The organism is Pseudoxanthobacter sp., assembly GCF_036822375.1.
In the GTDB taxonomy this organism is placed as follows: Bacteria; Pseudomonadota; Alphaproteobacteria; order Rhizobiales; family Segnochrobactraceae; genus Pseudoxanthobacter.
Window position 1 is genome coordinate 1 of sequence record NZ_DAISHT010000049.1, and the last position, 21,043, is coordinate 21,043.

Here is a 21,043-nt window from a genome sequence, read left to right on the forward strand (position 1 = left end):
TCGATCACCTCCGCCCCCTGCTGGCGGGCGAACAGGCAGGGCCATTTCCACGTCGGATCGGTGGTGACGAAGGTCGTGCCCGGCCGGCAGCGCGCGCGGCAGATGGTGGCCAGCGCATTGACGCCGCCTTCCGTCACCACCGCCTCGACACCGGAAAGGCCGAGATCGGCGACGATGCCGGCCCGCAGCGCCTCAAAGCCGAGCGGCGGGGCATAGGCATTGAACTCCGCCGCCGTCACGGAAGCGAGCATGGCTTCCGTGACCGCCGGGTGGGCCGGGATGTGGTTGGTGTTCTGCCCCATCCACAGCAGGCCGGGAGTGGAGAAGAGCTCGTCGAAATAGCGGTTGCGCGCGCTGAGGCTGCTCATGGCACGATCTTCTTGTCGTTGGCCGTTGCCGGCGGGGAAGGGGACGGCCGGCGGCTCAGATCACCGAGCCGCGGGCGGAAATGCCGCCGTCGATGGTCACGATGGTGCCGGTCACATAGCCGGCACGCGGCGAGGCGAGGAAGGCGCACAGGTCGGCAACCTCGTCGGCGGTCGCCGGGCGCTTGCCGGGATATTTGTCGAACAGCTCTTCCCAGCGGGCCTCGTCGCCCAGCATGTCGATGGCCTTGCGCTTCATGATCTTCAGCATGCGGTCGGTGGCGACCGGGCCGGGATTGACGCCGACCACGCGCACGCCATCGTCAAGGCTGGCGCCGCCCAGCGCCTTGGTGAACGACATCAGCGCCGCGTTGCCGGTGCTGCCGGCGATGTAGCTGGCATCCCAGTTCTCGCCGGAATTGCCGATGACGTTGAGGATCACGCCGCTGCGGCCCTTCATCTTGCGATAGAAGGCGCGCGAGAGGGTGATGTAGCCGAACACCTTGAGATCGAAGCCGCGCCGCCAGGCGGCATCGTCGACGATATCCAGCGAACCGGCCGGGATATCGCCGGCATTGTTGACCAGAACGTCGATGTCGCCGACATCGGCGGCAAGCGCCTCCATCACCTCCGACGACGACAGGTCGAGGGCATGCACGGTGACCTTCACGCCGTATTCGGCCTCGATCTTCGCGCGCGCCTCTTCCATGGCCGCGCCGTTGCGGGCGGCGAGGTGCAGGTTGCAGCCCTCCTTCGCCAGCACATAGGCAAGCGCCAGGCCGATGCCCTTCGAGGCACCGGTAATCAGCGCCGTCATGCCTTTCATCCCGAGGTCCATATCAGTCTCCTTACGGCAATTGGGGGCCGGGTTCTGATGCCCGGCGGCAGAATGCGGGGTTCAGTGGCCGAGAACGGCGATCAGCATTTCGGCAAAGCGGGCGGTGTCGGCCTGCCGCACCACGCGGCAGTTGGGCTTGCCGGCGGGCCAGAGCCTGTCGACCTTGGCTTCTTCCTCATCGAGCGGCACGCAGATGCTGGAATAGGCGCGCGTCAGCTCGCTGCCGGTCTCCACGTCGACGAGGCACGCGGCCGCCTCCGTGATCAGGCTTTCGTCGATGGCCATGGCGCAGGTGAGCGAATCCGGGTGCGTGCTGAGCGGCCGGCCGTACCGCACGCTGGTGCGTGCGAACGGGGCCTGACTGACCTGCATGAAGAAGCGGGCCAGCGGCGTATCCATCGCCTCGATGCGGGCCAGTGCGGCATCGGGCAGAACGCCGGAGCGCATCGTCAGCGTCCAGGTGGAAAGCGTGGTGCGGAAACCGGCGTTGATGACCATCTTCGCCGCTTCCGGGTCGACGTAGAAGTTGAACTCGGACGCGGGCGTGGTGTTGCCAAGGGCATTGTCGGTGCCGCCCATGATCCACAGATGGCGCACGGCCCCGGCAATGCGCGGCTCCTTGGCATAGGCGGTGGCGATGTTGGTCAGCGGCGCCTGCGCCAGAATGTCGATTTCGCCGGGGTTCGACATGACGAGATCGATGATGGCATCGACGGCGTGGGTCTTCTCCGGCCGCTGGCGGGCGCGCGGGAAGCCGGCATCGCTCATGCCGTCGGCACCGAAGAACTCGGTCGCATCCACCGGCTTGCGCAGAAGCGGCAGCGGGCAGCCCTGATAGACGGGCACTTTGCCTGAGAAGCCGGCAATCTCCAGCGTATAGAGCGCGTTTTCAGTCTGCTGGGCAAAGTCGACGTTGCCGTTGCAGATGGTGATCGCCTCCAGCGTAACGCCCGGCGTCTTCAGGGCGAGCAGGATGGAGAAGGCATCGTCGCCCGCGGTATCGGTATCGATGATCAGTCGCATGGGGAAACCTGCTGTGCGGGGGCGGAGGCGGGCCGGGAAAGCCAGTTCTGTGCGAAGGCGGCGGGCCGCAGCACCGGCGGCAGGCCGAGGCCGGTGGCAAGGCGCATGAGGTCCGGCGCCTCCACGCTGGCCGCCGCCGTCAGGGTCGGGTCGGCGAAGAAGGCGAGCGGCGCGCAGTCGGCGGCAAGGCGGCCCTGCGAAAGCGCGACGACGCGGGTGGCAAGGCGGGCCACGAATTCCATGTCGTGGCAGACGAGCACGATCAGGCGGCCGGCCGTCTGTTCCTGCCGGATGATGGTTTCCAGACGGGCCGTGCCGGCGGCATCGAGGCCGCGTTGCGGCTCGTCGAGCAGCAGAGCGGCCGGGGCGGTTGCCAGTACCGAGGCGACGGCCACGAAGCGCCGGCGCGCCTGATCGAGATCGAGAGGATGCTCGCGCGCGAAATCGCTGAGGCCGGTGCGCTCCAGAGCCTCGTCGACGCGGGCGGTGCGCTCGGCCGGCGAAAGCGGCCGGTTGCGCGGCCCGAACATCACCTCGTCCTGCACGGTTGCATGGAAGATCTGCTGTTCCGGGGCCTGAAACACGGTGCCGATGGCCTGCGACAGCCGGTGAACCGGGGTCTCCGCGGTGTTCATGCCGGCGACCGTGACGGTGCCGCGCGCCGGCTTGCGCAGGCCGTTCAGCAGCCGCAGCAGCGTGCTCTTGCCGGCGCCGTTGCGGCCGACGAGGGCCAGCACCTCGCCGGCACCGGCCCGGAAGCCGATATCCTGCAGCACGTCGTCACCGCCGGGATAGCGATAGGCCACACCTTCGACAGTCAGCATGAGGCGGCCTCCCGCAGCAGGGCATCGGCGTCGTCGAGGGTGAGCGGCAGAGCGGAATCCGCCGGCAGGCCGCCGGCCTCGCGCACCAGCCGCACGGCCTCGGTGACGGCCGGCGTGCCGAAGATGGCGGCCGCCGCGGGGTGGTGCAGCACTTCTGCGGCCGCGCCGTCGGCCACGATGCGGCCGTCGCAGAGCAGCAGGAAACGGTTTGCCACCGCCAGTGCCGGCTTCAGCGCCACATCGCACAGGATGATGGTGAGGTCGGCCGGCAGGCGGCGGATCTGGTCGAGCAGGGTATCGCGCGATTCCGGATCGAAATTGCCGGTCGGCTCGTCCAGCACCAGTGCGGCCGGCTTCATGACGAGTGCGGCGGCAATGGAAAGCCGCTGCTGCTCGCCGCCCGACAGGGTGAAGGGGTCGCGGTCTTTCAGGTGGCGCAGGTTGCAGATATCGAGGGCTTCCTCGGCCCGGGCGCGGATTTCGCCGGCCGGCAGGCCGAGATTGCCCGGCCCGAACACGATCTCGTCATAGACCGTGAAGGCAAAGCCCGAGAGCTGCTGCATCGGCACCTGACCGACGAACTGCACGGCGGCGGCGCGCTCGGCCGCATCCCATGCCGCCCACGGCCGGCCTTCGGCGAGCGCGGCACCGGCCTGCGCCTCCTGCCCGGTGCGCGGCAGCCACCCGGCGATCCAGTGCGCCAGCGTGGTCTTGCCCGAGCCGTTGCCGCCGAGGATGGCGATGCGCTCGCCGCGCTCCACCGTCAGGTCCAGCCCGTCCAGAACGCGCGGCCCTTTCAGGCCATATCCGAAGGTGAGGGAGCGGATTTCGATCAGAGCCACAGCACCACTCCGAGCTGAACGGGAATGGCCAGAAGCAGCAGCCGCCGCAGCCAGCGCTCCCACGGGGCATCCGGCGGGGCATCGAGAACGGTGCGGAAGCGGCGGGCGCGGAAGGCCCGGCCGTCCAGCACCGAGGCGCGCTGATCGAGATCGGCCAGCGCCAGCGTCACCAGCGGAATGAGCAGCGCGCCGAAAGCTCTGGCGCGGGAAATCCAGTTGCCGGCGAGGTCGAGCCCGCGGGCCTGCTGGGCATCGCGAATGGCACGGGCGCGGGCCGAGAACGGCTCCAGCAGCAACAGCGGGCTCGCCACCAGATAGGCGATGCCCGGCGGAATGCCGTGGCTGTCCAGAGCCTTCAGCAGAATGGCGGGATGGGTGGTGGTGACGAACAGCAGCGACACGGTGAGCAGCGCCGCAACCCGCACGAAGATGGCGAACATGTAGGCAAGGCCCGACGGGCTGACGGAAATCAGCCCGTGGCTCACCATGTCGTCGCGTTCGATCAGCACGCCGTGCACCACGAACAGGGCGACGGCGAGCGGCAGCAGCGTGAAGACGAAGCGCTTCACGAAGGTGGCCCCGGCCCCGGCGGCGATGCCGAACAGGAAGGCGGCCACCGCGATGGCCGCCATGCCGGCCGGCGGCACCATGAAGATGGTTGCCGCCAGCCAGAGGAGCCCGACCAGCTTCGTCAGAGGATTGATCCGGTGGATGAAACTGTTGCCGGGGACGAACAGCAGGGTCCGGCCGGCATTCGGGCTCCCGGAAGCGATCATGTCAGCCGGCCGCCCGCTGGTAGAACGGGAAGCCCGCCGTGAAGCGGCCCGGCATGCGGCTGGCGATGATCCATGCGATGACGCAGGTCAGCACCTTGTCGGCCAGATTGGTCGCAAGGTTGGCAATGGCGACGGACTGCAGCAGTTCCTGCCCGATCGCGACCATGTAGGCGGTGGCAAAATCGGTGCCCGCACCCGTCACGCCGCCAAACATGTAGACGATGATCGGGATGGCCACGATGGTGCTGATAATGCCGATGACGACACCGGAAAGCACCGTGCGCAGGATGGTGCGGAAGCCGCCGGCCTTCGCCAGCCAGCCGGCGACGAGGCCGACGACCAGCGAGACGGGGAAGAAGGCCGCCGCGGTGGGATCGGAAACGAGACCCCAGATGACGTTGGTCAGCACGCCGGTGGCGGCGCCGGCCAGCGGGCCGGCCAGAATGGCCACCAGCACGGTGCCGACCGCATCGATATAGAGCGGCAGCTTGACCCACACGGCAAGCTGGCCGACGACAATGTTGATGACGATGGCAATCGCCATCAGGACGAGTGTTCGCGTATCGAATTTCATGCAAGTTCCCCGGTTTTTGTCATTCAGCTGAGCTTATGCACGGCAAGTTCGTCGTAGCCGGACTTTGCGCACGGCACGCGGACGAAGGAGAAATCCTGCAGATGGGCGAGAACGATTTCCGCTGTTGTGTAGACGAGGCAGCCGGGCATCATGTGGCCGCCGAACATGGCGCCGGTGCCATCCGACAGCGACAGGTGAACGTGGGCGCCTGTCGGCTCCACGGTGCCGACCATCGAGACGATCTCGAAGTGGCCCTGACGCAGCGTGCCCTCCGGCTGGTTGGCATAGCGGATCACCGCATCGGTGAGGCTGCCCACCACGGTGACGATGGCGACGGCACCGAGCGCCCGGGCCGCGACGAAATCCTGCACCGCCGCCAGCACATCGGTGCCGGGCTCAAGGCGCAGCGCATAGAAGCGGGCGGAACTGGAAAAGGCCTCGGTCATGACGGGTCTGCCACCGGGGATGAGGGAAACGGGGTGTCGGCCAGCGCCAGTGCGGCGTCGGCAATGGCCAGCGGCACCGGCCGCAGCGGCATGTGCGGGCGGTTGAAGCCGGTCTTGTCCGGCGTCTGTCCGGTGGAGGCCGCCAGCAGGTCGCCGAGGGCGGAGCCGCAGATGCGGCCCTGACACGGCCCCATGCCGGCGCGGGTCCACATCTTGACCGAGAACAGATCGGCCGCCCCGTCGCGCACCGCCGCCTCGATATCGGCGCGCGTCACGTCCTCGCAGCGGCAGACGGTTTCCGTTGCCGGCATTCCGGCGGCGAGCGTGCCGGGGAAGGGATAGAGCGCGGCAAGGCCGGCGGCAAAATCGCGGGCGCGGGCCAGTTCGCGGCGAAGGCTGGCGAGGGTCGCCCCGCCGGGCAGCGGCCGGCCGGTGGCCGCCGCCGCGTGAAAGCCGGCGAGCCGGCCGCTGAGCCGGGCGGGGATGGCGCCGCCGATGCCGGTGGTCTCCCCGGCGGCGAACAGGCCCGGCACGTCGGTCGCCTGCGTGTCGGCGGCCACTGCGCAGTGCCAGCCGCCGCGCGCATCGTCAAAGGCGTGGGTGGCATGCAGCAGGCTGGTCAGATCGGTGACCGGCCGGAAGCCATAGCCGACGCACAGGCAGTCCACGCCGTCGATGACAAATGCCCGGTCGTGGCGGGGGCTGCCGTCCGCGTCGAGGGGGGCAACGCGGACGGCCTCCACCCGGCCCTCACCCAGCGCTGCCGTAACGACATGGCCGGTGAGGCGGGTGCGGGCAACCCGGCCGAGGCGGACCAGAAGGCGCAGCGCCTCCGGAATCCGCGCCGGGTGGCGCAGGAAGGGCGAGGCAAGGGCCGGGCCCGGCCGGCGCATTTCGATGAAGGCACGCAGGTTAAGACCGGCCTTGGCGAACGTTTCCGCCACGGCGAACAGGAATGGCCCGGAACCGGCCAGCACCACGTTGCGCCCCGGCGCCGTGCCATTGGCCTTGATGAGCCGCTGCGCCGCGCCCGCCCCGATGACGCCGGGCAGGGTCCACCCGGCGAAGGGTACCGGGCGTTCCATGGCCCCGGTTGCGGCGACGACGGCGCCGGCGCGCACCGCGAGGGCATCGCCGCCCTGCCGGGCAAACAGGGTGAAGCCGGGCTCGGCCCAGAAGATCTCCGCACCGCTCACAAGGCGCACGCCGAGATCGCGGCAGCGCTGCGCCGCGGCCCGGCCCGCGCTGACCTGCGGGGCGGTGGCGAAGGGACTGCCGGCGACGGCCGGCTGCATGTGGTATTGCCCGCCGGGGGCGGCGAACAGGTCGAGGCAGACCACATCGGCCCCGCTTTCGCGCGCGGCGGCAGCCGCCGCAAGGCCGGCCGGCCCGGCCCCCACGACCGCGACATCGCAGGTGAGAAGGGTCGCGTTCACGGCTGCACCTCCACGATCATGCCGTCATGCACGGGGGTGATGCAGGCCCGCTCCGGCTGGCCGTCGATGGTGACGACGCACTCGAAACAGACGCCCATGCCGCAGAACAGGCCGCGCGGATTGCCGGCCGGGCTGGCCCGCAGCGCGCGGGAGCGGGCATGCAGAACGCTGCCCAGCGAAGCCCCGCGCGGCACCGCCACGGGCATGCCGTTGATGATGACGGTGACGGTGGTACCGGCGGCGGCCGTCGTGGTTCCTGCGGGTGTCATGACCTGAGCTCCGCAAACCGCGCCGGATCGTAGAGCGCGTCGCCGGGCATCGCGGCCTCGCCGCGCAGCAGGCGGCTGATGAGGCGGGCGAGATAGGGCGCGCGGCAGAACCCGGTGCCGTTGTCGCCGGCGGCGATGCTGAGGCCCGGTGCCGGCAGGCGGCCGGCAAGAAACAGATTGTCCGGCGAAACGCCCTCGAACCGCACCCACGAGCGCAGCAGGGCCACGTTGCCGAGCGCCGGAAACAGCGTGACGAGGGTGTGGATGGAATCGCGCACGAACCGCCGCGGCACCTCGTTCAGCCGGTCGACGGCCCCGGGGGGCGTTTGCTGCGGGGCGACCACGGTGTTGAACAGAATCTGGCCGCTGCGGGCCTGCTGGATCTGGGTGTAACCGCTTTCCACGCCGCCTTCGGATTCGCACGCCCCCACCACGGTGCGGATGGTCGCCGGCTGGCGGACGGTGGCGAGGCACTGCGCCTGCCGCGGCACGACCGGAACCTGCAACCCGGCGCCGGCAGCAAGACGCGCGCTCCACGGGCCGGCGGCGATCACCGTCTCATGGGCGGCGATGGTGCCGCGCGCGGTCTGCACGCCGCCGATGCGGGCGCCATCGGTCAGAAGGCCGGTGACCGGGTTGGCCCGGACGGTCACAAGACCGTGCCGCCGGCCATCGGCGAGCAGCGCCCGGACCGCCAGAAACGGGTTCACGGTGGCATCGCCCGGCGACCAGCTTGCGGCAAGAATGGGGCCGGTCAGCATCGGCTCGATTTCGCGCACTGCCTGCGGCGTCAGAATTTCCGGCGGCAGGCCGAACGCCCGCTCGGCCGCAACCCAGCGGCGGGCGACGGCCATGTCTTCCTCGCGCAGGATAAAGCGCAACTGGCCGCTGCGGTGATATTCGAACCCGTCGGGACTGGCGGCGGCAAAGTCCTGCCACAGGGTGCAGGCCTCGCTCAGCACGCCCAGTTCGTCGAGATTGTGCATGTGAGTGCCGAGACAGGCGAGGCTTGCGCCGCTGACGGCGCCGCCGAAGGCCTGTGCCTCCACCAGCACCGTCTTCAGCCCGTCGATGGCAAGCTGGCGGGCCACCGCGGCGCCGACGACGCCGCCGCCCACCACCACCACATCGGCCGAACGCGGCAGCGCGTCGCTCATGCCGGCTGCTCCCCGGCCCAGTCCGCCCGGCGCAGCGCGGCCGGCGCCGCCTGCCAGAAGCGCACATCGGCAATGCCCGCCGTTTCAACCGGCTGCCCTTCCACCGCCTGCAGCGCCGCGGCGGCGCGGGCCACATGGCTTTCATCGGGATAGCCGAGGCCATGGCTCAGCGTGGCGCCGGTCATGGCAAGGGCGCGGATATCGGCGAGCTGCCGGCGGTGTTCGGCAACGCTCATGTCCGGCCGTGCGGCGGCGCAGATCGCGACCGCGCGCTCCGGGTCGGTGAAGGCAATGGTCCAGCCTTCCAGCACCGCATCGACCACGGCCTGAACCGCCTGCGGCTGCGCATCCGCATAGGCGGCGGCAACGACCAGACCGTCTTTCAGGATGCCGCTGTCGCTTGCGGCGGCCGTGAAGAGATGCAGTGCAGCCGCGCCCAGCACTTCTTCCACATGGTGCAGTTCGTGATAGCCGGTCATCTGGGCGCTGGCGATTTCGCCGGCCAGAAACGGACCGACGGTGTCCGGCATGGCAATGCGTTCCACCGCGTCGGCGGCCACGCCGGCCCGGTGCAGCATCCAGCGCAGTTCAAGATCCTCGTGCCCCGGCCACACGCCGACCTTGCGGCCGGCCAGATCCGCCAGCCGGGCGATGCCGTCGGAGCGGCGCACGGGATAGACCAGCGGGCTTTGCTGCTGGATGGCCAGAATGAAGCGCAGCGCGGCCGGATCGGCGCTTTCCAGAACATGGGCCGGGCTTGCAACCGCCATCTGCGTGGCGCCGGCCAGCACGGCAGCGACGTGCTTCTGGCTGAAATCCAGCCCTTCGCACACGATCTTCACGCCGCGGCTTTCGCCAAGGCCCAGCGCCTCGGCCACGAGATAGCCGGCAAACTGCGCCTGCTTGTGCCACAGCAGTCTTATCCGGACCGTCTCCATGGTCGCCTCGGTCTTTCAGGGGAGTTGCGGGCAGGGCGGGCTCCGGCCGGGCGCGGCCGGCCGGAGCGGTACCGGTCAGGCCGGGCAGTCGATCGTCTTGTCGGCCGCCGGGGCCTTGTCCCAGAAGGTGTTGGTGAACGCCTTCTCAAGATCGATCTTCTTGTCGATCAGCTTGGCATCGAGGAGGATCTTTTCCGCGATCTCGTAGTTCTTCAGTTCGGACTTGCCGAACTCGCCCTTCAGCGTCGGGCCGGCGCAGAACAGCTCGCCCATGGCCTTGATCTGGTCGATCTGCTCGTTGAGCTTCAGTTCGCTGTTATACTTGAGAACGATCTCGGCGGCGGCCTTCGGGTCGGCGATGGCTTCCTTCCAGCCGCGCAGGGTGGCGTCGACCACGGCCTGAACCGCCTTCGGATTGTTTTTGATCTCGGCCTCGGTGGTGAACAGGCCGCCGCTGACGATGGATTCTTCCGGCGCCGGATTGAGGAAGACCAGATCGTCTTTCTTGAAGCCCTGACGATAGACCTGCGGCAGCTCGTTATAGAGCGTGACCTGCATGACCTCGTAGTCCTTGTTCAGCCAGCTGATGATGTCATAGCCCTGACTGACGATGGTCACCTTGGACTGGTCGATGCCGGCGCGCGACAGCATGGCCAGGAATTCCTGCTCGTCGCCGCCGAACCACAGGCCGACACTGTGGCCGGGCATGTCCTTGATGGTGTGGATGCCGGCTTCCTTGCGGGCGATGTAGGTGGTGGCGCTCTTCTGGCCGAACTGGGCGATCATCACCAGCGGCGCACCGTTGGCGCGGGCGGAGATGATCTGGTTCGGGTGGCCGATGCCGAAGGTGTCGGCGCCGGTGGCCACCGTCACCGAGGGCTTGATATCCGGGCCGGCCGGCAGCAGTTCGAGATTGACGCCGGCATCCTTGTAGTAACCCTTTTCGAGGGCCACGATCGGGCCGGCGAACTGGCCCTGCATGATCCATTCGAGGCGCAGCGTTTCCGCGGCGACGGGCGAAAGGCTGGCCGCGGCAAGGGCGGTGCCGGCAAGAAGGGTCTTCAGAAAACTGGTCATGCACGTTCCCCTGTTTTTTATGGTCAGGTCTGGTCGTCGAGCGAGGCGTGCCAGGGCAGCGCAAGGCGCTCAATGGCGGCAATGACGGCGAAGAACGCGATGCCGATGAGGGCCGAAAGGAACATGGCAGCCCACAGGCGCGGCATGGCGAGGGTGCGATAGGACGTCATGATCACGAAGCCGAGGCCCTTGTCGGCCTGCACGAACTCCGCAACGATGGCGCCGATCACCGAGAAGGTGACGTTCAGCTTGAGCCCGACGAACACATAGGGCAGGGCGCTCGGCAGCCGCATCTTGAAGAAGCGCTGCGGGCCGCTGGCGGCTGCGACGTGGAACACCGCCATGATGGTGCGGTCGTAGGACTGCAGGCCCTTCATCATGTTGAGGGCGAGCGGAAAGAACGACAGGAAGGTCGTGACCGCGATCTTGGACGGCAGCCCGTGGCCGAACCAGATGATGATGATGGGCGCCACCGCCACCACGGGAATGGTGTTGGCGGCGATGATGTAGGGCATGAAGCCGCGCGCCACGAGCGGGAAATAGGCGAACAGCGTGCCCAGCATGGCGCCCAGCAGCGAGCCGAGCACGAAGCCGGCGATGGCCTCGAACAGCGTGATGCCGGCATGGCTGAGCAGCACGCCCGGGCTGTTGATGAAGGCAAGCCAGATATCGGCCGGCGACGGCAGCACGTAAACGGGGATGCCGAAGGCCGAGATCAGTCCTTCCCACAGCAGCACGATGACCGCGAAGGTGACGAGCGGCGGCCAGATGCGGCCGAGCGGTCCGTCGCGCCAGTCGATGGCGCGGGCGCGGGCGGGCGCGGTGTCAGGCGCGGACATCGCGATAGCCTTTCTCCAGTTCGGTGCTGCCGATGGCCACGAGATCGCCGAAGCGGCCGTCCTCGCGGCTGCCGAGGCTGCGGGGGCGCGGCAGGTCAACCTCGATGATGCGCGAGATGCGGCCGGGCCGCGGTGTCATCACCACGATCCGGTCCGACAGCAGCACCGCCTCGCGGATCGAATGGGTGACGAGAACGACCGTGATGCCGGTGATCTCGTGGATGCGGGCGAGTTCCATGTTGAGGCGGTCGCGGGTGATCTGGTCGAGCGCGCCGAATGGCTCGTCGAGCAGCAGAAGCCGGGGGTCGGTGGACAGCGCCCGTGCGATGGCCGCGCGCTGGCGCATGCCGCCGGAAAGCTGCCGCGGCCAGGCATCCTGAAAGCCGTCGAGTCCGACCAGGCGGATGAGTTCGTCGGCCTTGGCAAACCGCGTGGCGCGGTCCACGCCGCGCAGCTCCAGCGGCAGGGCGATGTTGTCGCGGATGCGCCGCCAGTCGAGCAGGGCGGCCTCCTGAAAGACGAAGCCGATCTCGCGCTTGAGGCGGGCTTCGCGCGGCGTGCGGCCGCCGATGGCGACGCGGCCGGCGGTGGGCGACAGCAGGTCGCCGACGATGCGCAATAACGTGCTCTTGCCGCAGCCGGAAGGGCCGATCAGCGACACGAAGCTGCCTTCCGCCACCGAAAGATCGATGGCGCGCAGCGCCTGCACCGGCGCGCCGCCGCGCAGGTCATAAACGAGGTCGACGCCGGCAATGGTGACCAGCCCCGGGTCGTCCGGTGAGAGGCGGGCTGCCTCAGCCATAGCGGGTTCCTCCGGCAAACCAGTCGTCGAAGCGGGCGGCGGTGCGCACCACCACGCTGGATTTGGTGAGATAACTCTTCAGCGCGTCCCAGCCGTTTTCCTTGCCGTAGCCGCTTTCGCCGAAGCCGCCCCAGACCGAGCGGGGATCGTTCTTGTGGTGGTCGTTGAGCCAGGTCACGCCGGCCCGAACCGCACTGGCAACCCGGTGGCCGCGCAGGATATCGCGCGTCCAGATGCCGGCGCCGAGCGCGAACGGCGTGTCGTTGGCAAGGCGGACGGCGTCTTCCTCGTCTTCAAACGGGGTGACGCTGACGACCGGGCCGAACACCTCTTCGCGGAACAGCCGCATGTCCGGCGCGACCTCCGCAAACACCGTCGGCGGCACGAAGAAGCCGCCGTCGAAGGGCGCCGGCAGGGCGGGGCGGGCGCCGCCGGCGGCAAGTACGGCGGCGGTGCCTTTCGTCTCCTCAATGAAGCCGAAGCAGCGGTCGCGCGAGGCGGCCGAGATGACCGGGCCGACGTCGGTTGCCATGTCCGCCGGGTCGCCCACCTTCAGGCGGCCGGCGCGCCCGGCGAAGGCCGCCAGAAAACGCTCGGCGACCGGCCGGTGGACAAGGAAGCGGGCCCCCGAGACGCAGGTCTGTCCCGAGGCGACAAAGGCGGAAAACAGCGCGCCGGCAACCGCTTCCTCAAGCGGGGCGTCGTCGAAGATCACGACGGGGGTCTTGCCGCCGAGTTCCAGCGTGCAGGGCACCAGCCGGGCTGCAGCCGCCGCCGCCACGCGCCGGCCCGTGCCGGTGCCGCCGGTGAGGTCGATGCGGGCGACATTGGGATCGGCGACGAGGGCGGCGCCGGCCTCCGGCCCGCCGGTGACGACATTCACCACACCGTCCGGAAAGCCCGCTTCTTTCGCCCAGTCCGCCACGATGAGGGGCGACACCGGGGCCAGCTCCGATGGCTTGACGACCACCGTGTTGCCGGCGGCGAGAGCGGCCGCGAGCTTCTTGGTGAGGATGAGAACCGGGTGGTTCCACGGTGTCAGCAGCGCGCAGACGCCATAGGGACGATAGTGAGTGTAGGTGAGGAACCCGCCCCTGACGCGGTTGGCTTCGCCTTCCAGCCCCAGAATGATGCCGGCGAAATAATCCAGCCACTCCGGAATGCGCTGCATCTGGGCGCGCATCTCGCGGATCGGCCGTCCGGTGACGGCCGATTCCAGCGTGGCCAGATCGCCGATGCGCGCGGCGACGATCTCGGCCAGCCGGCGCAGCAGGCGGGCGCGCTCGGCGCCGTCGGTCGCCGCCCAGCCGGGGAAGGCGGCCGCCGCCGCGCGGCAGGCCGCGGCGACATCATCGGCCCCCGCTTCGGCCACGGTGGCAATGACGGCGCCCGTTGCCGGGCTCAGCACCGGCCGCCGGCCGCCGGACCCCTCAGACAGCGCCCCGCCCGCGTGCAGCCGGAAATGATGCGGCGCGGTGGCCGAAAGGGTTGGAACGGATGTCATGGACTGGATCCCGCGCTGCCTCACAACGCCGTGCCCCTGTTCGGAAAGGGGATTGCACCGCGCGCCGGTCATCGCCATAATTTCTGCATTCATCGTGTATACATGAAAGGCTAACTTTTCCTCATGGGGCTGACAAGCCTAAAAAGTGATCAGGACGAATGCAGGGGGACGATCATGGCAGGCCGGACAGGTGCGGCACCGCAAACGCCGGATGAGCCGCAGAAGCCGGGTTCCGTGCGCCGCAAGGGCGGGGCACTGGGGCGCGAGGTTGCCGCCGATCTGGAAGAGCAGATTGTCCAGGGGCGGCTGTCGCCGGGCGCCAAGCTGGACGAGGTGATGCTGGGCAACCAGTATTCGGTCTCCCGCACGCCGGTGCGCGAGGCGCTTCGGGCGCTGGCGGCAAAGGGGCTGGTGGAATTCCAGCCGCGCATGGGCGCCATCGTGGCCCGCCCGACCGTCGGGCAGGTGATGGATCTGTTCGAGGTGGTGGCCGAGCTGGAAGCCATTGCCGCACGGCTGGCGGCGGAACGGATGGATCAGGCCGACGAACGCCTGCTGGTGGCGGCCCATCAGGAATGCCAGCGCGCTGCCTGTGCGTTCGATCCCGACGCCTACTACCGCACCAACGGCGATTTCCACGCAGCCATCCACAAGGCGGCCCACAACGCCGTGCTGCATGAGCAGATCGAGCATCTGAACAAGCGGCTGTCGCCCTATCGCCGCTTCATCACCTTCCGCCCGGGACGCACGGAAACGGCGCTGCGCGAGCACGAGGCGGTGTTCGGGGCGCTGTTGTCGCGCAATCCCGCCGCCGCCTGGCAGGCGATGCGCACCCATGTGCGCGTGCTGGCGGAAGATTCGCTGGCGCTCTCGCGCAGCCTGCGGTTCTGAACGGCTGCCCGCCGGCGCGGGCGGGGAGGCCCGCCTGTGCGGCGTTCAGCACCAGCCGCCGCGGCTGCGGCCGGCATAGGCGCGGGCGAAGCCCTGCGCGATCATGTGGTGCCCGACGGCGCTCACGCCTGCGGCCGAAACATCGGCCAGCACCCGGCCGCCATATTTGTCGGGCTCGATCCGGCTCAGCACCACCGGTCCGCCGGCAACCGCCTCGGCCAGCGCGGCGCGTGCCTCCACGGCGCGGGCGCGCTCGGCCGCACAGCGGCCGCGCAGCTCCGGCGTGTCGATGCCGCGGATGCGCACCAGAACCGCCACCTCCTGCCCGAGCCAGATGTGTGCGCGCACCGCAAGCGTGTCGCCGTCGAGAACCCGTTCCACGGTCGCCTCGACCGGCCCGGCGATGCGCTCGGCGGCCCCGGCCGGCCCGGTCGCGGCGAGCCCGGCCAGCACCGCAGCGGCCACGAAAGGCCGGCACCCGGTGCGCCGTCGCACGGCGTCGGTCGGGTCGTCATAATCAATCAAAAGTTGCTTTTCTGGCCCTGCGGGCATCATGCTGCACACCATGATTGTTGCGGTGACAGCTATAAGGAAATTTGTCCTGCCTGCAACAGGAAATTATTCACAGATCCAATCGCCGGCGACACCCTGCAAAACAGAAAGGCCGTCCGGGGCGCGAATGCCCCGGACGGCCTCTTCAGCACAAGATGGCGGGCGGCGTCAGTGGCGGAAGTGGCGCACGCCGGTGAACACCATCGCCAGACCGGCTTCGTCGGCGGCAGCGATCACTTCCGCATCGCGCATCGATCCGCCCGGCTGGATGACGGCGGTGGCGCCGGCCTCCACGGCGGCCATCAGGCCGTCGGCGAACGGGAAGAAGGCATCGGAGGCCACGACGGCACCGATGGTGCGCGGGGCATCGAGGCCGGCGGCAGTCGCGGCATCGGCCGCCTTCCATGCGGCGATGCGGGCCGAATCGACGCGGCTCATCTGCCCGGCGCCGATGCCGACCGTGGCACCCTCGCGGGCATAGACGATAGCGTTGGACTTCACATGCTTCACCACCCGCCAGGCAAAGCGCAGATCGGCGAGTTCGGTCGCCGACGGCGCACGCCGGGTGACGACGCGCAGGTCGAGATCGTCGATCACGGCGTTGTCGCGGCCCTGAACCAGCAGGCCGCCGGCAAGCGACTTGACCGTGAGGCCGGCCGCGCGCGGATCCGGCACGGAGCCGGCAAGCAGCAGACGCAGGTTCTTCTTGGCGGCAATCAGCGCCTTCGCCTCGTCGGTGGCATCCGGGGCGATGATCACTTCGGTGAAGATCTCGACGATCTTCGCGGCGGCTTCCGCATCGAGCGTGCGGTTCAGCGCCACGATGCCGCCGAAAGCGGAAACCGGGTCGCAGGCGAGCGCGCGGGTATAGGCCTCGGCAAGGCTTGCGCCTTCCGCCACGCCGCAGGGATTGGCGTGCTTGATGATCGCAACCGCCGCCGTGCGGGCCGGATCGAACTCCGCCACCAGTTCATAGGCGGCGTCGGTATCGTTGAGGTTGTTGTAGCTCAGGGCCTTGCCCTGCAGCTGGCGGGCGGAGGCAACGCCCGCGCGCGCCGGGGCCGAGCGATAGAACGCCGCCGGCTGGTGCGGGTTCTCGCCATAGCGCATGGCCTGCACCAGCTCGCCGCCGAAGGCGCGCCAGCGCGGGGTTTCCGGCTCCGCCCCGGGGTTGCGGGCGGCCGCCTCGGCGGCAACGGCGTCCGTCATCCAGCGCGAGATGGCGGCATCGTAGGCGGCGGTGCGCGAGAAGGCCTTGGCGGCAAGGCCGCGGCGGAAGAAAACGGTGGTGGCACCGTCGTTGGCCTCGATCTCGGCCAGCACGGCGGCATAATCGGCCGGGTCCACGATCACGCTCAGATAGGCGTGGTTCTTGGCCGAGGCGCGGATCATGGCCGGGCCGCCGATGTCGATGGTCTCGATCACCGCCTGCCCGGTGGCGCCGGAGGCCACCGTCTGCTCGAACGGGTAGAGGTCGATCACCACCAGATCGAACGTCGGGATGGCATGGTCCTTCAGGGCTGTCGCGTGCTCCGGGTCGTCGCGCACCGCCAGAAGGCCGCCGTGCACCTTGGGGTGCAGGGTCTTCACGCGGCCATCCATGATCTCCGGGAAGCCGGTGATCTGCGACACGTCGATGACCGGCACGCCGGCTTCCGCAATGGCCTTGCGGGTGCCGCCGGTGGACACGATCTCGACGCCCTTCGCCGCCAGCGCAGCGGCAAAGGCGGTGACGCCGGTTTTGTCGGAAACCGAAATCAGGGCGCGCTTCAGAGGCACGCGGTCGGGCGTGGCGATTTCTTTGACGACGACGGACATTCGGCCCAAACTCCGCGGAAACGGGGAAAATTTGCGCGCGGGTTAGCACGTTTCCCGGCCCGCCGAAACCGCTTTGGGACAGGGCAGGGCTGCGTGGGGACAGGGCAGGGCCGCGTGCCGGGCCGTGAGCGCGGCCTGCGGCGCCCGAACCCGGTCGCGGGCGGCCTGCGCCCGCACCGGTCATTGCGCGGTCATTCCGCCTGCGGAGCGCCCTGCGGGGCCGGTGCGGCGGGCCGGCGCGCGGCGGGCCGGCCGGTGCCCTGCCGGTCGAAGCGCCAGCCGGTTTCAAGGTCGGCCTCGATGCTGCCGGCCAGCACGATCTGCTCGGTGCGCCGCACGCCCTGCAGGCCGGCAAAGAAGATCGATTCTTCCAGCGCGATCGTCGCCCCGATGGCGGTGAACAGCCACGTCTCGCCATCGGGACAGGTGATCACCACGCTGTCGCCCTCGGCGGAAAGGCTGGCCCGCACGGTCGGGTGCAGGTGGAAGCGGATGGCATAACGCTCCGCCCGTGCCGCCCCGCCTTCCACGGCGCGCAGGCGGTCGATGCCGGTCACCCGCCGCCCGTCGGTGGAGAGCGCGACGGCGCGCTCGTGCACCACGCCGAAGCGGGCCCGGTAGCCGTCATGGGAGCCGGAAACCGCGACATGGTCGCTGCCGTCCTCGCGCTGCACTTCCACGCTGGCCGGGCCGTCCACGATCAGCGGGCCGAGCCAGCGCTGCGCATCGCCGGCGAGGAAGCGCACCGACGAGGCATCGTTGACGACGAGGGTGGAATGGGCCGCCGTGGTGCGCGCCGCCGCCCGCCACTCGCTGCGGTGCGAGGCCGGGGCGCCGCAGTTGACGACGATGAGGTTCTGTCCGCTGGAAAGCTCGAACGACAGGCAGCCGGCATGGGCACTGGCGCTGATGGCGGTGGGCGGCGGCACGCCGGTATCCATCAGCACCACGGTGCCGGCGCCGTCGAGGCGCTGATAGCCGGAATAGCTGGCGTTGGAAGGGGCGGTGCCGAAGCTGTCGTCATGGGCCATCACGGTGGCCACCATGCCGCGGGGGGTGACGCCGACGCCGTTGAAGCGGGCGAACGAGCCGTCGCCGTGCCGGAAGAACCGGATCATCGGCATCATGCGGTCGATGGAACTCATCAGCACCGGCGAGGGGCTGACGCCGCGCGCCGAGATGGCCTGCCGGATCGGCAGCAGTTCGATCAGCGCTTCCAGAATCGCCGCCGGATTGCGCGAGACATGGCCGCCGTCGGGCAGGAACTGGCGTTCCAGTTCCAGATCGAGGGTTTTCAGCGCGCTGCGGACGTGGCGTTCCTGCCCGGCGATGGAAATGGCCGCAGCCACCAGCGCGGTGGCCGCCTGCAGACGCGGCAGGCCGTCTTCGGTGTCTTCCAGACTGGCCCGCATCAGCCGCATCTGGCGGGCGAGCGCGCGCATGAAGCGGTGGTAGAAGGCGCGGTCGCAGCCTTCCAGAATGAGCGGCGACTGCGACAGCCAGGACAGGATGCGACGGGCCACCACATCCGGCCGCCAGGCGATGCGCGGCAGGTGGGCGCTCGCCCGCATCCAGTCATCCACCAGCGCGCGGGCATTGGAGCGCGACAGCGGCGAATCGGACGCGCGCAGGTGCCTGAGCCAGCCGAAGCCGTGCAGCGCGGCCGCCCACTCCTGCGAGGGAACGGGCACGATCTCGAACGGCGAGCGGCCGCCGGCTTCCACCACCTGCCCGGAAAAGACGAACACGCCGGAATAGATATCCGTGGCAACCGTCGGGTCGGCGGTGCGGATATCCTGCGGGGCAATAAGCAGGCGTTCCGGTGTGGCGCCTACCTGCCACCAGCGGCCGAGGGCCGACAGGCGCAGCCGCAGACGCACGGACGCCACGATCCGGCGCAGCAACAGCCGCCAGATGGGGGTCCGCCTCGCTGCTCTCGCCGCCATCGCTACCTCGCCCGGAACCTCCGCACCCGCCGCCCGCCGCAACTGATTCGCATCGTTGTGGCTTCAGGGCGGTCCCGGGCGCGGGCCTCTGGCGGGGATTATAATCCGGGATTCGTTACCAAGCTCATGCCAGCGCCGGCGCGATGCCGGCCAGCCCCTTGAAAGCGGGCGTTTTTTTGCCGGCAACAGCCGGTCAGGCCGTGCGCCGGAGCCGCGCGATGAAGAACCCGTCCAGTCCGCCGCGGTGCTCCTCGTCCCCCGGCCAGAACGACGGCAGGGTGCGCACATCGCCGTCTGCGGTGATGGCCTCGCCCAGTCCGCCGATTTCGGCTGCCGTCACCGGCACGCGCTCAAACGGGGCGCCGGAGGCGAGAAGGCGGGTGATCTGGTCCTCGCCCTCTTCTTTTTCCAGCGAGCAGGTGCAGTAAATGAGCGTGCCGCCCGGCCGCACCCAGTCTGCCGCGCGGGCCAGAAGCCGGGCCTGCAGCGCGGCCAGTGCGGCGATGTCCTCGGCCTTCTTCTGCAGCACGAGGTCGGGATGGCGGCGGATGGTGCCGGTGGCCGAGCAGGGCGCATCGAGCAGCACCGCATCGAACGGGGCCTCCGGCGTCCAGACCGTGAGGTCGGCGGCCACCACGTCGGCCTCCAGCCGCAGGCGGGCGAGGTTCTGCTGCAGCCGCTCCAGACGGGCAGGCGAGATATCGACTGCGGTGACCGCAGCGCCGGCCGCCGCCAGCGCGGCCGTCTTGCCGCCCGGGGCGGCGCAGAGGTCGGCCACGCGCAGGCCCTGCACAGCGCCGAGCAGACGGGCCGGCAGGGCGGCGGCGGCATCCTGCACCCACCACGCCCCGTCCAGATAGCCTTCCAGCCGTTCGATCTGGCCGCGGTTGGGCAGGCGCACGGAGCCGGTCGGCAGCACCGTGCCGCCGAGGCGCTCCGCCCAGCCCTGCGGATCGCTCTTGACGGAAAGGTCCAGCGCCGCTTCGCCCATGTGCGCGGCGGCAAGGGCGCGGGCCGTCGCCTCGCCATAGCCTGCCACCCAGCGGGCCCACAGCCAGTCCGGGGTGTTGAGGCGCGGCGCATCCTGCCCGGCGAGAATCGCCTCGCGGCCGCGCGCCAGCGTGCGCATCACGCCGTTGACGAAGGTGGCGTAGTGCTCGGTGCGCCGGTCGGCATGGGCGAGGTCGACGCCGAGCGAAACGGCGGCATGGTCCGGCACGTCGAGGAACAGGATCTGCGCTGCCGTGATGACGAGGATGGCCCGGACCTTGTGTGCCTTGGCCGGCAGCGGCCGGTTGACGAGGTCGGCAAGAGCATCCCCGATCTGCCCGAGGCGGCGCAGCGAGGTGCCGACGATGGCGCGCGCCAGCGCCCGGTCGCGCTCGGGCAGGGCGGCGAGCGGGCTCGCGCCGTCGGCCGGGTCGAGGGCGATGTCGAGCGACTGACCCGACAGCACGGCATCGACGATATCGGCCGCCGCCGCGCGGGCCGGCAGCCCCGGCTTCAGCGCCGGCTTTCGCGGGCCGCCGCGGAAGCCGCCTTTCGGCCCGTCCGGTCGCGCCGCGCCGCCTTTGCCCGCCGGGCGGCTGATATTGCGGGTTTTGCCTCCCGCCCGGCCGTTCTCGCCGCTCACGCGCGTCATCCTCGCTGGCCGCCGGGCATTCTGCCCGCCGCATCTGCTTCAGACCCCGGCAGTGCGCCACCGGGGCCGGCCTCGTCAAGAGCGGATTGCACCGCAGGCCGGCACCGGGCCGGCCGCCTTCAGCCCCACGGACCGCCGGTGCGCCCCGGCCGCACCGGGCCGCCCCACGGGCCGGAGGCGCCGGACGGCGGCGGGCCGGCCATGCGGCTGCCGCCCGAACCGTCATAGCCGCCGCGGCCGGCCAGTTCCATCAGCGCGGCGATCCGGTTTTCGGTGTTGGGGTGGGTGGAAAACAGGTTGTCCATGCGCTGGCCGGACAGCGGGTTGACGATGAACAGATGGGCCGTCGCCGGGTTGGCCTCGGCTTCCGGGTTGGGAATATGGGCGGCGCCCTGTGCCAGCTTGCCGAGCGCGGAGGCAAGCCACACCGGATTGCCGCAGATCTGCGCGCCCATGCGGTCGGCGGCATATTCGCGGGTGCGGC

At 69.8% G+C, this 21,043-nt stretch carries 21 protein-coding genes and 1 pseudogene; 1 reads left to right on the top strand and 21 read right to left on the bottom strand.

All coding sequences use genetic code 11. The features are described from left to right. The 16 genes and pseudogenes from V7067_RS07035 to V7067_RS07110 all read right to left on the bottom strand — a co-directional run. A pseudogene (locus V7067_RS07035) lies at positions 1-368 on the bottom strand (aspartate aminotransferase); the annotation flags it as partial. Between the two features lie 55 nt (positions 369-423). Then, the gene (locus tag V7067_RS07040) at positions 424-1,203 is read right to left on the bottom strand and encodes an SDR family oxidoreductase (protein WP_334175175.1); all 780 of its coding nucleotides are present in this window, start codon (positions 1,201-1,203) and stop codon (positions 424-426) included. A 60-nt stretch (positions 1,204-1,263) separates the two neighbouring features. Next, positions 1,264-2,226, bottom strand: coding sequence for a nucleoside hydrolase (locus V7067_RS07045; protein ID WP_334175176.1), 963 nt, complete (start codon positions 2,224-2,226; stop codon positions 1,264-1,266). Then, entirely contained in the window at positions 2,217-3,050 is an 834-nt protein-coding gene (locus V7067_RS07050) for an ABC transporter ATP-binding protein (protein WP_334175177.1), read from the bottom strand. Before V7067_RS07050 ends, V7067_RS07045 begins: the two co-directional genes overlap by 10 nt. After that, positions 3,044-3,892, bottom strand: coding sequence for an ABC transporter ATP-binding protein (locus tag V7067_RS07055; RefSeq protein ID WP_334175178.1), 849 nt, complete (start codon positions 3,890-3,892; stop codon positions 3,044-3,046). Before V7067_RS07055 ends, V7067_RS07050 begins: the two co-directional genes overlap by 7 nt. Further along, on the bottom strand, positions 3,883-4,668 hold the full coding sequence (locus tag V7067_RS07060) for an energy-coupling factor transporter transmembrane component T (RefSeq protein ID WP_334175179.1): 786 nt from the start codon (positions 4,666-4,668) through the stop codon (positions 3,883-3,885). Before V7067_RS07060 ends, V7067_RS07055 begins: the two co-directional genes overlap by 10 nt. 1 nt (position 4,669) lies before the next feature. Further along, entirely contained in the window at positions 4,670-5,242 is a 573-nt protein-coding gene (locus V7067_RS07065; protein ID WP_334175180.1) for an ECF transporter S component, read from the bottom strand. Between the two features lie 23 nt (positions 5,243-5,265). Beyond that, a complete protein-coding gene (locus V7067_RS07070; protein WP_334175181.1) occupies positions 5,266-5,688 on the bottom strand; it encodes a PPC domain-containing DNA-binding protein in 423 nt (140 codons plus the stop codon). Next, a complete protein-coding gene (locus tag V7067_RS07075; protein ID WP_334175182.1) occupies positions 5,685-7,124 on the bottom strand; it encodes an NAD(P)/FAD-dependent oxidoreductase in 1,440 nt (479 codons plus the stop codon). Before V7067_RS07075 ends, V7067_RS07070 begins: the two co-directional genes overlap by 4 nt. Further along, a complete protein-coding gene (locus V7067_RS07080) occupies positions 7,121-7,393 on the bottom strand; it encodes a (2Fe-2S)-binding protein (RefSeq protein ID WP_334175183.1) in 273 nt (90 codons plus the stop codon). The genes V7067_RS07075 and V7067_RS07080 overlap by 4 nt, the downstream gene beginning before the upstream one ends. Beyond that, a complete protein-coding gene (locus V7067_RS07085; RefSeq protein ID WP_334175184.1) occupies positions 7,390-8,550 on the bottom strand; it encodes an FAD-binding oxidoreductase in 1,161 nt (386 codons plus the stop codon). Before V7067_RS07085 ends, V7067_RS07080 begins: the two co-directional genes overlap by 4 nt. Beyond that, on the bottom strand, positions 8,547-9,488 hold the full coding sequence (locus V7067_RS07090) for an ABC transporter substrate-binding protein (RefSeq protein ID WP_334175185.1): 942 nt from the start codon (positions 9,486-9,488) through the stop codon (positions 8,547-8,549). The genes V7067_RS07085 and V7067_RS07090 overlap by 4 nt, the downstream gene beginning before the upstream one ends. 75 nt (positions 9,489-9,563) lie before the next feature. Further along, positions 9,564-10,565: an ABC transporter substrate-binding protein gene (locus V7067_RS07095; protein ID WP_334175186.1), complete on the bottom strand. Its 1,002-nt coding sequence runs from the start codon at positions 10,563-10,565 to the stop codon at positions 9,564-9,566. Between the two features lie 23 nt (positions 10,566-10,588). Next, the gene (locus V7067_RS07100; RefSeq protein WP_334175187.1) at positions 10,589-11,404 is read right to left on the bottom strand and encodes an ABC transporter permease; all 816 of its coding nucleotides are present in this window, start codon (positions 11,402-11,404) and stop codon (positions 10,589-10,591) included. Next, a complete protein-coding gene (locus V7067_RS07105; protein ID WP_334175188.1) occupies positions 11,391-12,206 on the bottom strand; it encodes an ABC transporter ATP-binding protein in 816 nt (271 codons plus the stop codon). The genes V7067_RS07100 and V7067_RS07105 overlap by 14 nt, the downstream gene beginning before the upstream one ends. Further along, positions 12,199-13,710, bottom strand: a complete 1,512-nt coding sequence (locus tag V7067_RS07110; protein ID WP_334175189.1) for an aldehyde dehydrogenase family protein — start codon at positions 13,708-13,710, stop codon at positions 12,199-12,201. Before V7067_RS07110 ends, V7067_RS07105 begins: the two co-directional genes overlap by 8 nt. A 174-nt stretch (positions 13,711-13,884) precedes the next feature. Here V7067_RS07110 and V7067_RS07115 point away from each other — a divergent pair, with 174 nt between their 5' ends. Continuing rightward, a complete protein-coding gene (locus tag V7067_RS07115; protein ID WP_334175190.1) occupies positions 13,885-14,601 on the top strand; it encodes a GntR family transcriptional regulator in 717 nt (238 codons plus the stop codon). A 45-nt stretch (positions 14,602-14,646) separates the two neighbouring features. On the opposite strand, the gene V7067_RS07120 is transcribed toward V7067_RS07115, so the two are convergent. The 5 genes from V7067_RS07120 to V7067_RS07140 form a co-directional block, all read right to left on the bottom strand. Continuing rightward, positions 14,647-15,126, bottom strand: a complete 480-nt coding sequence (locus tag V7067_RS07120) for a thermonuclease family protein (protein ID WP_334175191.1) — start codon at positions 15,124-15,126, stop codon at positions 14,647-14,649. Positions 15,127-15,321: 195 nt separating this feature from the next. After that, positions 15,322-16,971: a bifunctional phosphoribosylaminoimidazolecarboxamide formyltransferase/IMP cyclohydrolase gene (gene purH, locus V7067_RS07125; protein WP_334175192.1), complete on the bottom strand. Its 1,650-nt coding sequence runs from the start codon at positions 16,969-16,971 to the stop codon at positions 15,322-15,324. A 191-nt stretch (positions 16,972-17,162) separates the two neighbouring features. Next, positions 17,163-18,860 (bottom strand): heparinase II/III family protein, encoded by a 1,698-nt coding sequence (locus V7067_RS07130; RefSeq protein WP_334175193.1) that lies wholly within the window; start codon positions 18,858-18,860, stop codon positions 17,163-17,165. 250 nt (positions 18,861-19,110) lie between these two features. Further along, positions 19,111-20,550: a transcription antitermination factor NusB gene (locus V7067_RS07135; RefSeq protein ID WP_334175194.1), complete on the bottom strand. Its 1,440-nt coding sequence runs from the start codon at positions 20,548-20,550 to the stop codon at positions 19,111-19,113. Positions 20,551-20,678: 128 nt separating this feature from the next. Then, a partial coding sequence (locus V7067_RS07140) for a M48 family metalloprotease (protein WP_334175195.1) occupies positions 20,679-21,043 on the bottom strand: 365 nt, incomplete at its 5' end.

Excerpts from the sequence above, each read along its gene's own strand:
- V7067_RS07040 (WP_334175175.1), bottom strand. The coding sequence starts at position 1,203 with ATGGACCTCGGGATGAAAGGCATGACGGCGCTGATTACCGGTGCCTCG.
- V7067_RS07045 (WP_334175176.1), bottom strand. The coding sequence starts at position 2,226 with ATGCGACTGATCATCGATACCGATACCGCGGGCGACGATGCCTTCTCC.
- V7067_RS07050 (WP_334175177.1), bottom strand. The coding sequence starts at position 3,050 with ATGCTGACTGTCGAAGGTGTGGCCTATCGCTATCCCGGCGGTGACGAC.
- V7067_RS07060 (WP_334175179.1), bottom strand. The coding sequence starts at position 4,668 with ATGATCGCTTCCGGGAGCCCGAATGCCGGCCGGACCCTGCTGTTCGTC.
- V7067_RS07065 (WP_334175180.1), bottom strand. The coding sequence starts at position 5,242 with ATGAAATTCGATACGCGAACACTCGTCCTGATGGCGATTGCCATCGTC.
- V7067_RS07070 (WP_334175181.1), bottom strand. The coding sequence starts at position 5,688 with ATGACCGAGGCCTTTTCCAGTTCCGCCCGCTTCTATGCGCTGCGCCTT.
- V7067_RS07080 (WP_334175183.1), bottom strand. The coding sequence starts at position 7,393 with ATGACACCCGCAGGAACCACGACGGCCGCCGCCGGTACCACCGTCACC.
- V7067_RS07085 (WP_334175184.1), bottom strand. The coding sequence starts at position 8,550 with ATGAGCGACGCGCTGCCGCGTTCGGCCGATGTGGTGGTGGTGGGCGGC.
- V7067_RS07090 (WP_334175185.1), bottom strand. The coding sequence starts at position 9,488 with ATGGAGACGGTCCGGATAAGACTGCTGTGGCACAAGCAGGCGCAGTTT.
- V7067_RS07095 (WP_334175186.1), bottom strand. The coding sequence starts at position 10,565 with ATGACCAGTTTTCTGAAGACCCTTCTTGCCGGCACCGCCCTTGCCGCG.
- V7067_RS07100 (WP_334175187.1), bottom strand. The coding sequence starts at position 11,404 with ATGTCCGCGCCTGACACCGCGCCCGCCCGCGCCCGCGCCATCGACTGG.
- V7067_RS07105 (WP_334175188.1), bottom strand. The coding sequence starts at position 12,206 with ATGGCTGAGGCAGCCCGCCTCTCACCGGACGACCCGGGGCTGGTCACC.
- V7067_RS07110 (WP_334175189.1), bottom strand. The coding sequence starts at position 13,710 with ATGACATCCGTTCCAACCCTTTCGGCCACCGCGCCGCATCATTTCCGG.
- V7067_RS07115 (WP_334175190.1), top strand. The coding sequence starts at position 13,885 with ATGGCAGGCCGGACAGGTGCGGCACCGCAAACGCCGGATGAGCCGCAG.
- purH (WP_334175192.1), bottom strand. The coding sequence starts at position 16,971 with ATGTCCGTCGTCGTCAAAGAAATCGCCACGCCCGACCGCGTGCCTCTG.